This window comes from Vibrio sp. B181a, from assembly GCF_030248375.1.
Lineage (GTDB): Bacteria > Pseudomonadota > Gammaproteobacteria > Enterobacterales > Vibrionaceae > Vibrio > Vibrio campbellii.
The window spans coordinates 1-10,461 of record NZ_JAHGAD010000106.1; the positions used below are offsets into that span (position 1 = coordinate 1).

Here is a 10,461-nt window from a genome sequence, read left to right on the forward strand (position 1 = left end):
ACAAGTTAGATAGCCTTAAATCTAAGCAAATTATAGACATAATCAAGGTGGTGTAAGGAAGCGAGAAGCGAGAAGCGAGAAGCGAGAAGCGAGAAGCGAGAAGCGAGAAGCGAGAAGCGAGAAGCGAGAAAAGGATAGTGAAGCAGAATGAATATGTCGATACAAAAATGGCCAGCACATAGGCTGACCATTTCATTCAGACATTCACAGCAACCGATTATTTGATATCGATGTCTGCAAAGCTCTTGATTAGATCGTCTAGCGATTTCATTTGCGCTAGGAACGGCTCTAGTTTGTCTAGCGGCAGTGCTGATGGGCCATCACAACGTGCTTGATCTGGGTTCGGGTGCGCTTCAATAAATAGACCTGCAATACCTGTTGCTAGACCTGCTTTCGCCAGTTCAACAGTCTGCTCACGACGACCGCCAGATGCAGCGCCCGATGGGTCACGCATTTGTAGTGAGTGCGTTACGTCAAAGATGATTGGGCTGCCTTTCGATGCGTTTTTCATCACACCAAAACCAAGCATATCAACCACTAGGTTGTCGTAACCGTGGCAAGAACCGCGCTCACAAAGGATGATGTTTTCGTTACCACATTCTGCAAACTTCTCAACGATGTTACCCACTTGACCAGGGCTCATGAACTGAGGTTTCTTCACGTTGATCACCGCACCTGTTTTCGCCATTGCTTCAACAAGGTCAGTTTGACGAGCTAGGAATGCTGGAAGTTGGATAACGTCAACCACGTCTGCGACTGGTTGAGCTTGCTCTTCAGTGTGAACATCAGTGATGATCTTCACGCCGAACGTGTCTTTCAGCTCTTGGAAGATTTTCATGCCTTCTTCTAGACCTGGGCCACGGTATGAGTGAACAGAACTGCGGTTCGCTTTGTCGAACGACGCCTTAAACACGTATGGGATACCAAGTTTGTCCGTTACTTTTACGTAGTGCTCACAGATCTGCATAGCAAGATCACGAGACTCAAGAACGTTCATACCTGCAAATAGGGTGAATGGCTTGTCGTTAGCAACCTGAATGTCGCCAATATTAACGATTTTCTGTTCCATTTTGATTCTCTTTTGTCTGTCTTCGGCACGCCGGTTTCAGCATGCCGATAAAATTAGTGAAGCGTAACGTGCTTTTCGCTCATGGCGTTAACTTGTGATTTTAGTAGTTCTGATGCCGGATCGTCTGGGCATTGGTCAATAAAGTACTGAAAATCTGAAACCGCCACCTGATGACACTCTAACTGCTGGAAGATGAAACCACGGTCACGAATCTCGTATGGGTCATCCGGTACGAAAGTCAGTGCGAGATTGGTGCATCGCAGTGCCAGTGTGTAACGCTCTTCACGTAGCATCGCGCTTTTAATTAACGCGAGCCAACGACCAATCACTGTCGGGTTGTCCGCTTCTTCAAAGTGTTCAGGCTTCAATGTTGCCAATGGGCCTTCTTGACCAATCAACCAAGCTTGAAGGATTTTCTCACCAACATACTCACCGTTAAACGGGTTAATGTAGTCTGGTGTTTTGTGCATCCAATCCACTTTGATCAAAAACTGAGTCGGGAATGTCACCCCTTTCATCGGGAAGCCAAGACGGTTGCCCAAGTAAAGCAAGATGGCACCAAGGCTTACCGGAATGCCTTTTTTACGCTCCAACACCTTGTCGATAAAGCTGTTGTCAGAGATAAAGTATTCTTGTTCGTCGCCTTTAAAGCCCCATTCGTAAAAGAATAGGCGCAAGAAAGAGTCAAAACGCTGCTCTTCGTCCGTCTCATGAACCAGAATCGCTTCGGCCTCTTCGTAGAGACGTTCTAGTTCTAGTTTTGCCCAATGCACATTAGTGTCTGGGTTGATGGAATGGTTCAGTTCTAACGCGCCTTCCACCAACGCCATGTTGTCAAAATCTTCGTCAAAAAACTCAAGCATTGAGATTACCCAAATAGGTTTGGATTTTTAGATACGGCAATATTAGCGGCCATCACTAACCAGCCTAGAGCGCCAAAGAAGGCAAAAATTCTCAGCAGCTTGTTTTTCGCCATTTTCAAAGCGAAGAAACCAAGAGCGATGTACGCAAGCACACATGTAATCTTGTTGGTTAGCCAAGGCGCAGCATCCGTAAACGGAATGAAACCAGTCACCATGATTAGGCCGATACCTGACAGCAATAGCGCCGTATCAACAATGTGTGGGAAAACTTTCAAGAAGCGATTGTTGCGTTTTGGAGAGTCCATCATCAACAACGCGAATCGGATCGATAGTAGCATCGCGCTCAATGCGATCGTTACTAAGTGAATGTGTTTTAGAGCTACGTACATTTTCTTTCTCTTTTATAAGTTACTGCTGACTTGCTCGTTATTATTGAGGCTTGTAACAACCGAGCGTCACTCGGTCATTACCACCATAGTCTTTTTCCGTGACTACTTGCTCATAACCAAAGTTCGTCATGATCTCACGAACGGCGTCGCCTTGATCATAACCATGTTCAAATGCGAGCCACCCACCCTCTTCCAGATATTGACGTGCAAGATCAGAGATATAGCGAATATCTGCCAAACCATTTTCATCAGCGACGAGCGCCGATTTTGGCTCAAATCGCACATCACCTTGAGAGAGATGCGGATCTTGTTCGTCGATATACGGTGGGTTGGAAACAATTAAAGCAAACTTTGTTCCGCTGACAATAGGTTCGAACCAGCTACCTTGATCAAACGTCACATTTTTGATGTTTAACTGCGACGCGTTGTACTCGGCAAGCTCTTTTGCTTCTTGCTTTAAGTCAACGCCCATCACTTGGCGTTTCGGCATCTCAGACGCGAGCGCTAACGCAATCGCCCCTGTGCCAGTACCCAAGTCAAGAATTGGTCCAGTCTGCTCGTAAGTTTTATCCAATGCGACTTCAACCAAACGTTCAGTGTCTGGTCTTGGGATCAGCGTGGATGGAGAGACTTTAAGTGGCAGCGACCAAAACTCACGCTCACCGATGATGTAAGCTACAGGCTCACCAGCAATACGTCGCGCTAAAAGGTCATCGAACTGAGCTTGTTGCTCTGCTTCTAATGCTTTTTCTGGCCAGGTCAGTAGGTAGGTTCGTGGTTTGCCAAGGACATGGCAAAGAAGGACAGCTGCATCGAGAGAAGGCGACTCTTTGCCGCCTTCTGTCAGAATTGCCGTCGCACTTTTGAGTGCTTGCTCAATAGATTGAACTTGGCTCATTCGATTAGCCGTTCTCAGCTAGCGCCGCTAGTTGGTCTGCTTGGTGCTCTTGAACAACAGGGTCGATCAAGCTTTGTAGGTCACCTTCCATCACTTCATTCAAACGGTAGATGGTTAGGTTGATACGGTGGTCAGAAACACGGCCTTGTGGGTAGTTGTAAGTACGGATACGGTCACTACGGTCACCAGAACCTAGTAGGTTACGACGTGTGTCAGACACTTCTGCCGCACGACGCTCTTCTTCCGCTTGAACGATACGCGCAGCAAGTACTGCCATCGCTTTCGCTTTGTTCTTATGCTGTGAACGCTCGTCCTGACACTCTACTACCGTACCAGTTGGTAAGTGGGTAATACGGATTGCCGAGTCCGTGGTGTTAACGTGCTGACCACCCGCGCCAGATGCACGGAATGTATCGATTTTTAGGTCTGCTGCTTTGATTTCTGGCAGATCCGCTTCTGGGATTTCCGCCATAACCGCTACGGTACACGCAGAAGTATGAACACGACCTTGAGATTCTGTCGCTGGTACACGTTGTACACGGTGACCGCCTGACTCAAACTTCAGCACGCCGTATGCGCCGTCGCCGCTCACTTTCGCGATCATCTCTTTGTAGCCGCCGTGTTCTGCTTCGTTTGAAGACATAACTTCGATACGCCAGCCACGCTTTTCTGCGTATTTGCTGTACATACGGAACAGGTCACCAGCGAAGATACCTGCTTCATCACCACCCGCACCTGCACGGATTTCTAAGAAACAGTTACGGTCATCGTTTGGATCTTTCGGAAGAAGAAGAATTTGTAGCTCATCAGTCAGACGCTCGATCGCTTCTTTTGCTTCTTTGATTTCTTCCTGCGCCATTTCACGCATTTCTTCGTCGTCTTCGTTCGCCATATCTTCAGCAGCCGCAAGATCGTCTTGCGCTTGTTGATACGCTTGGAAGCACTTAGTAACTTCTTCTAGCTGAGAGTACTCTTTTGATAGAGCGCGGAATTTATCCTGATTTCCGATTACATCAGGATCACCAAGAAGATGTTGAACTTCTTCGTAACGTTCTACTAGCGTTTCTAGCTTAGTCAGAATAGAGGCTTTCATAGTGTCGTTTTCTTAATAAAAAGCGTGAGTTACAGATCATCCAAACCAAGGGTCTGGCGGATAACCGTTAATTTTGCTGGTTCGCCCTGCTCGGCCGCACTTTGCAGCGCACGAGTTGGAGCGTGAATCAGTTTGTTGGTGAGTTTATTACTAAGCTCGCGCAGCACTTTTTCTGGGTCTGCACCGGTTGCCAATGATTGTAGGCTCTTACTTAGTAAGTCTTCACGAATTTCGTTAGCCGATTTGCGATAATCACGAATACTGTCCACCGCTTGGAGTGAACGCAGCCACGTCATAAATGCCGCGCTTTCTTCGCTGACGATCGCTTCTGCTTGAATCGCTTCTACTTTACGTTGTTCGATGTTGCTATCGATGATCGACTGTAAGTCATCCACCGAGTACAAGTAAGCATCACTCAATTCACCCACCTGCGCTTCCACATCACGTGGGACCGCAATATCCACCAAAAGCATTGGCTGATGACGACGTTTCTTCAACGCAGTCTCTACCATGCCCTTACCAATAATAGGTAATGGACTCGCCGTTGAGCTGATGACAATGTCTGCCCTTGGTAAATGGTCAGGAATTTCATTCAAGCTGATCACTTCTGCGCCAAATTGCTCACCCAAACCAAGAGCACGCTCTCGCGTTCGGTTAGCAACAATCATCTTAGTACAGCCGTTAGACGCTAAGTGCTTCGCCACCAGTTCGATGGTTTCACCCGCACCAACCAACAATACCGTTGAGTCAGACAGTGATTCAAAGATGTGTTTCGCCAATGTACAGGCAGCATAAGCCACCGACACCGCGTTACCACCAATATCAGTTTCTGTTCGAACACGTTTTGCGACTGAAAAAGTCTTTTGGAACAACTTATCAATCGACGTATCCACCGCCTGATGATCTCGGGAATCAGAAAACGCTTGTTTTACCTGACCCAAAATCTGAGGCTCACCAAGTACCAGTGAATCAAGGCCGCAAGAAACACGCATCAAGTGCTTAATCGCCGCTTGCTCTTCATGGACATAAAGGCTCGGCATCAAGTCTTCTTGATTAACTTGATGGAACTGGGCTAGCCAGTCGATAAGCTTATTTCGCGCTCCTTGCTTCACGTCGCAGTACACTTCGGTACGGTTACAGGTAGAAACAATCACACTGCCATTGACGGCTTCGTGCTCTCTGAGTTGCTCAAGTGCTGGGCCCAATTTATCGGGTCCGAACGCCACTTTCTCTCGCAAGTCAACAGACGCTGTATTGTGATTGATTCCAATAGCAAGCAAGGACATCTAACGTGGTATCTCTGAGATCGGTTATAAAATAGGTTCAGAATTTTACTGTAAGCACGCATTTATTGAAAGGGTAAGCCGGATTTGTTTTCCTTCGCTCGGCTTTTCAATGCTATAGTTGTGAGCGATTACCGATGAAACTGATTAATAAGCCATCAAACATGACCTTACGCTCCTTTCTCATCTTGCTCTTATCGAGCATAGTACTCGCGGGTTGTAGTTCTGTTCCTGAAAGTGTCACCAGCGTAGAGTGGCAAGCGCATGAACAGCGACTGGAAACCATTGATAACTTTCAAGCTACAGGCAAACTTGGCTATATTGGCCCTGATCAAAGACAAAGCCTGAATTTTTTCTGGAAGCACTCTTCCGCTTTAAGTCAATTGCGTTTAACGACTCTACTTGGTCAAACCGCATTAAAGCTCACCATTACCCCACAAGGTGCGACGGTCGAAACTTACGACGACCAAGTCCTCTCCGCACGTGATGCTAACCAACTGATTTACCGATTAACCGGCTTAATGATGCCAGTCGACCATTTACCTGATTGGCTACTTGGCTTACCTACAGATGCCGACTCTTTCCAACTATCACCGACCAATACCCTCCAAGCACTGGATAAACAGATTGGCTTGAATGATTGGAACATAGCTTATCAGCGTTACGGTGACATTGAATGGCATGAGCAGACCTTGCCGCTGCCGAACAAGTTAAGACTGAGCACATCTGACGTAAAAATTAATTTAGTGATCACAAAATGGAACATCACCCAATGATCGATCTTTCAACCCGCTGGCCATCACCAGCGAAATTGAATCTCTTTCTATATATTAATGGCCGAACAGAAAACGGCTATCACGAGTTACAGACCTTATTCCAATTCGTCGATCACGGCGATGAGCTAACCATTCAAGCAAACGATTCTGGTGAGATCACGATTTCGCCAGAGATCGAAGGTGTTCCTCTAAAAGACAACTTGATCTGGAAAGCAGCAACAGCACTTCAACGTTTCGCGAATTGCTCATACGGTGCACATATCAATCTACATAAGATCCTACCGATGGGCGGCGGAATTGGCGGCGGTTCTTCCAATGCAGCAACGGCGTTGGTTGCGCTTAATTACCTATGGCAAACTAATCTGAGTGATGACGAATTAGCCGAAATTGGCCTTGCGCTTGGTGCGGATGTGCCAGTATTTGTGCGTGGTTTTGCCGCATTTGCTGAAGGAGTTGGCGAGAAACTTTCTCCCGCTCATCCAGATGAGAAATGGTATTTAGTGGTACGCCCGAACGTTTCCATTGCAACTGCCGACATATTCAGACATCCAGATTTGACCCGAAATACGCCAAAACGCGATTTAGAAACGCTTTTAAACACGCCAAGCGTAAACGATTGCGAAAAAATTGTACGAATGCTCTACCCAGAGGTTGATAAGCAACTTTCATGGCTGCTACAATACGCGCCGTCAAGATTGACGGGGACAGGATCTTGCGTTTTTGCTGAATTTTCGAGCAAATCCGAAGCAGAAACTATCCTTGCACAACTCTCTGATAAAGTCTCGGCATTTGTCGCTCAAGGGCGAAATATTTCGCCACTAAAAGAGACTTTGGCTGAATACCAATCAGCCTCACACCGACCTATTTAAACTGGACGCAAACCCGAGGTTTCCACCGTGCCTGATATGAAGCTATTTGCTGGTAACGCAACACCTGAACTAGCCCAACGTATTGCTGATCGTCTTTACATCTCTCTTGGTGATGCATCTGTTTCTCGCTTTTCTGATGGCGAAGTTGCAGTTCAAATCAACGAGAACGTTCGTGGTAGTGATGTTTTCATCATTCAATCCACTTGTGCACCGACTAACGACAACCTAATGGAATTGGTTGTTATGATTGATGCAATGCGCCGTGCTTCAGCAGGTCGTATCACTGCAGTAATTCCTTACTTCGGCTACGCTCGCCAAGACCGTCGTGTACGTTCTGCGCGTGTGCCAATCACTGCAAAAGTTGTTGCTGATTTCCTATCTAACGTTGGCGTAGACCGCGTTCTAACTATCGACCTACACGCAGAGCAAATCCAAGGCTTCTTCGATGTACCAGTTGATAACATCTTCGGTACGCCAGTACTTCTAGAAGACATGCAATCTCGTGGTCTAGAAAACCCTGTAGTGGTTTCTCCTGACCTAGGTGGCGTTGTTCGCGCTCGTGCAACTGCAAAAGCACTAGGCGATATCGACATTGCTATCGTTGATAAGCGTCGTCCACGTGCAAACGTTTCTGAAGTAATGAACCTAATCGGTGACGTTGAAGGTCGTGACTGTGTGATCGTTGATGACATGATCGATACCGGTGGCACACTATGTAAAGCAGCTGAAGCGCTAAAAGAGCGCGGTGCTAAGCGTGTATTCGCTTACGCAACTCACGCTGTATTCTCTGGTAACGCTGCGGACAACATTAAGAACTCTGTTCTTGACCAAGTTATCGTAACTGACTCTATCTCTCTATCTAAAGAGATGGCTGCAACTGGCAAAGTAACCACACTAAGCCTTTCTCGCATGCTAGCTGAAGCGATTCGTCGTATCAGCAACGAAGAGTCAATCTCTGCAATGTTCAACTAACCCGAACATTTCAGTTAGACTGATTTCAAAAGCACCCCTCTATGGGGTGTTTTTTTATTTGTATCGATAGGCAGAAAATCCCTTGGTCGCCCACTGCGAGAATTCTGTGCTATCATACTGCGCTTTTTGAGATTCCAGAGAGATCCTAACCTTGACTCAACCAATCAAACTTCTTGTTGGTCTTGCTAATCCGGGACCAGAATACGCCAAAACTCGCCACAATGCGGGCGCTTGGGTTGTAGAAGAACTAGCACGCGTTCACAACGTTACCCTGAAGAACGAACCAAAGTTCTTTGGCCTAACAGGACGCATTATGGTCAATGGCCAGGATCTCCGTTTGCTAATCCCAACTACCTTCATGAACCTATCTGGCAAAGCGATCGCAGCACTTGCGAAGTTTTACCAAATTAAGCCAGAAGAGATCATGGTTGCTCACGACGAGCTAGACTTACCGCCAGGTGTCGCTAAGTTTAAGAAAGGTGGCGGTCACGGTGGCCACAATGGTCTGCGTGACACCATTAGCAAACTGGGCAATAACAAAGATTTTTATCGTCTTCGTATCGGCATTGGCCATCCGGGACACAAAGATAAAGTGGCGGGTTTTGTACTAGGCAAAGCTCCAGCGAAAGAGCAAGAGCTACTAGACGCCGCAGCTGACGAATCAGTGCGCTGTCTAGACATCCTAATTAAGGATGGTCTATCAAAAGCACAAAATCGCCTCCACACGTTCAAAGCTGAATAAGGTTACTATCATGGGTTTTAAATGTGGCATCGTTGGTCTACCTAACGTTGGTAAATCAACTCTGTTTAACGCACTAACTAAAGCGGGTATTGAAGCAGCAAACTTCCCGTTCTGTACCATTGAACCAAACACTGGTGTGGTTCCTGTGCCAGATCTACGTCTAGATGCTCTAGCAAAGATCGTTAACCCACAGAAAGTTCTGCCTACCACAATGGAATTCGTAGACATCGCTGGTCTAGTTGCAGGTGCATCTCGTGGTGAAGGTCTAGGTAACAAATTCCTAGCGAACATCCGTGAAACTGACGCAATCGGCCACGTTGTACGTTGTTTCGAAAACGACAACATCGTTCACGTTGCAGGTAAAGTATCTCCAATCGAAGATATTGAAGTTATCAACCTTGAGCTAGCGATGGCTGACCTTGATTCTTGTGAACGCGCGATTCAGCGTAACGCTAAGAAAGCAAAAGGCGGTGACAAAGACGCGAAATTCGAACTAACCGTTCTAGAAAAACTGCTTCCTGTACTAACAGAAGGTGGCATGGCGCGTACTGTTGATCTTGCAAAAGAAGAGCTAGCAGCAATTGGCTACCTAAACTTCCTAACGCTAAAACCAACAATGTACATCGCTAACGTGAACGAAGATGGTTTTGAAGACAACGCATACCTAGACGCAGTACGTGAGTTTGCAGCGAAAGAAAACAACGTTGTTGTTCCTGTATGTGCAGCTATTGAATCAGAAATGGCTGAACTAGAAGATGACGAGCGTGAAGAGTTCCTAGCTGACCTTGGTATCGAAGAACCTGGTCTAAACCGCGTTATCCGCGCAGGTTACGAACTATTGAACCTACAAACTTACTTCACAGCTGGCGTGAAAGAAGTTCGTGCATGGACTATCCCTGTTGGCGCAACGGCACCAAAAGCGGCAGCGAAGATCCACACAGACTTCGAAAAAGGCTTCATCCGTGCTGAAGTTGTTGGTTACGACGATTTCATCCAATTCAACGGTGAAAGCGGCGCGAAAGACGCAGGTAAATGGCGTCTAGAAGGTAAAGAATACATCGTTAAAGATGGTGATGTTGTACACTTCCGCTTCAACGTATAATTAAGTGAATGAATTCTAAACACTTCATTTACATAAAAAGCCAGCCATAGTGCTGGCTTTTTTTATACCTTTCAGAAAAGACAAGAAATTAAGTCCCTTATTGCAAGCCATTTTATTTCCAGTTTTAGATCATAAACGCGCCTCTTTGTTTAAAAAGGAAGCGAACGATGGATTTTGCAGGATTTATTGAAAAAAACTGTTGACGGATCTCACTCAACTTCGCATAATGCGCGCCGTTCCCGACGACAAGGCAACTTAGCGACGAGAACAAGAAAACATGGTTTTGGCTACGTAGCTCAGCTGGTTAGAGCACATCACTCATAATGATGGGGTCACAGGTTCGAATCCCGTCGTAGCCACCATTCCTAAAGGTTCTTTTTTAAGAGCAATTAGGAATAGATGCGG

At 46.5% G+C, this 10,461-nt stretch carries 12 protein-coding genes and 1 tRNA gene; 6 read left to right on the forward strand and 7 right to left on the reverse strand.

All coding sequences use genetic code 11. The features are described from left to right. From KIO97_RS25585 to hemA, 7 genes are all read right to left on the reverse strand, one after another. Window positions 1-196 (reverse strand): hypothetical protein (locus KIO97_RS25585; RefSeq protein WP_285384314.1); only part of this gene is annotated, 196 nt, incomplete at its 3' end. A gap of 21 nt (window positions 197-217) precedes the next feature. Beyond that, window positions 218-1,069 (reverse strand): 3-deoxy-8-phosphooctulonate synthase, encoded by an 852-nt coding sequence (gene kdsA, locus KIO97_RS25590; protein ID WP_132697798.1) that lies wholly within the window; start codon window positions 1,067-1,069, stop codon window positions 218-220. 53 nt (window positions 1,070-1,122) lie between these two features. Then, window positions 1,123-1,932, reverse strand: a complete 810-nt coding sequence (locus tag KIO97_RS25595; RefSeq protein ID WP_005535723.1) for a SirB1 family protein — start codon at window positions 1,930-1,932, stop codon at window positions 1,123-1,125. Between the two features lie 5 nt (window positions 1,933-1,937). Continuing rightward, window positions 1,938-2,321: a SirB2 family protein gene (locus KIO97_RS25600; RefSeq protein ID WP_285384315.1), complete on the reverse strand. Its 384-nt coding sequence runs from the start codon at window positions 2,319-2,321 to the stop codon at window positions 1,938-1,940. 40 nt (window positions 2,322-2,361) lie between these two features. Then, window positions 2,362-3,219, reverse strand: coding sequence for a peptide chain release factor N(5)-glutamine methyltransferase (prmC, locus tag KIO97_RS25605; RefSeq protein ID WP_285384316.1), 858 nt, complete (start codon window positions 3,217-3,219; stop codon window positions 2,362-2,364). Window positions 3,220-3,223: 4 nt separating this feature from the next. Next, window positions 3,224-4,312 carry a peptide chain release factor 1 gene (prfA, locus tag KIO97_RS25610; RefSeq protein WP_012127201.1) on the reverse strand — a complete coding sequence of 363 codons (1,089 nt, stop codon included), beginning with the start codon at window positions 4,310-4,312 and terminating at the stop codon, window positions 3,224-3,226. 29 nt (window positions 4,313-4,341) lie between these two features. After that, window positions 4,342-5,598: a glutamyl-tRNA reductase gene (gene hemA / locus KIO97_RS25615; RefSeq protein WP_010650925.1), complete on the reverse strand. Its 1,257-nt coding sequence runs from the start codon at window positions 5,596-5,598 to the stop codon at window positions 4,342-4,344. 134 nt (window positions 5,599-5,732) lie between these two features. On the opposite strand from hemA, the gene lolB reads away from it, so the two are divergent. The 6 genes from lolB to KIO97_RS25645 all read left to right on the forward strand — a co-directional run bounded on the left by lolB (window position 5,733) and on the right by KIO97_RS25645 (window position 10,418). Continuing rightward, window positions 5,733-6,371 carry a lipoprotein insertase outer membrane protein LolB gene (lolB, locus tag KIO97_RS25620; RefSeq protein ID WP_012127200.1) on the forward strand — a complete coding sequence of 213 codons (639 nt, stop codon included), beginning with the start codon at window positions 5,733-5,735 and terminating at the stop codon, window positions 6,369-6,371. Beyond that, the gene (gene ispE / locus KIO97_RS25625) at window positions 6,368-7,240 is read left to right on the forward strand and encodes a 4-(cytidine 5'-diphospho)-2-C-methyl-D-erythritol kinase (RefSeq protein ID WP_285384317.1); all 873 of its coding nucleotides are present in this window, start codon (window positions 6,368-6,370) and stop codon (window positions 7,238-7,240) included. Before lolB ends, ispE begins: the two co-directional genes overlap by 4 nt. A 27-nt stretch (window positions 7,241-7,267) precedes the next feature. Continuing rightward, entirely contained in the window at window positions 7,268-8,212 is a 945-nt protein-coding gene (locus KIO97_RS25630; RefSeq protein WP_005449254.1) for a ribose-phosphate pyrophosphokinase, read from the forward strand. Between the two features lie 151 nt (window positions 8,213-8,363). Beyond that, window positions 8,364-8,954, forward strand: a complete 591-nt coding sequence (gene pth, locus KIO97_RS25635; protein WP_005438598.1) for an aminoacyl-tRNA hydrolase — start codon at window positions 8,364-8,366, stop codon at window positions 8,952-8,954. A 10-nt stretch (window positions 8,955-8,964) separates the two neighbouring features. Continuing rightward, entirely contained in the window at window positions 8,965-10,056 is a 1,092-nt protein-coding gene (gene ychF, locus KIO97_RS25640; RefSeq protein WP_005449255.1) for a redox-regulated ATPase YchF, read from the forward strand. A 285-nt stretch (window positions 10,057-10,341) separates the two neighbouring features. Further along, window positions 10,342-10,418: transfer RNA gene (locus KIO97_RS25645), tRNA-Met, on the forward strand. Window positions 10,419-10,461: the final 43 nt, after the last annotated feature.

Coding starts and splice junctions, on each gene's coding strand:
- ychF (WP_005449255.1), top strand. CDS start 8,965: ATGGGTTTTAAATGTGGCATCGTTGGTCTACCTAACGTTGGTAAATCA.
- ispE (WP_285384317.1), top strand. CDS start 6,368: ATGATCGATCTTTCAACCCGCTGGCCATCACCAGCGAAATTGAATCTC.
- prmC (WP_285384316.1), bottom strand. CDS start 3,219: ATGAGCCAAGTTCAATCTATTGAGCAAGCACTCAAAAGTGCGACGGCA.
- kdsA (WP_132697798.1), bottom strand. CDS start 1,069: ATGGAACAGAAAATCGTTAATATTGGCGACATTCAGGTTGCTAACGAC.
- lolB (WP_012127200.1), top strand. CDS start 5,733: ATGAAACTGATTAATAAGCCATCAAACATGACCTTACGCTCCTTTCTC.
- hemA (WP_010650925.1), bottom strand. CDS start 5,598: ATGTCCTTGCTTGCTATTGGAATCAATCACAATACAGCGTCTGTTGAC.
- KIO97_RS25600 (WP_285384315.1), bottom strand. CDS start 2,321: ATGTACGTAGCTCTAAAACACATTCACTTAGTAACGATCGCATTGAGC.
- prfA (WP_012127201.1), bottom strand. CDS start 4,312: ATGAAAGCCTCTATTCTGACTAAGCTAGAAACGCTAGTAGAACGTTAC.
- KIO97_RS25595 (WP_005535723.1), bottom strand. CDS start 1,932: ATGCTTGAGTTTTTTGACGAAGATTTTGACAACATGGCGTTGGTGGAA.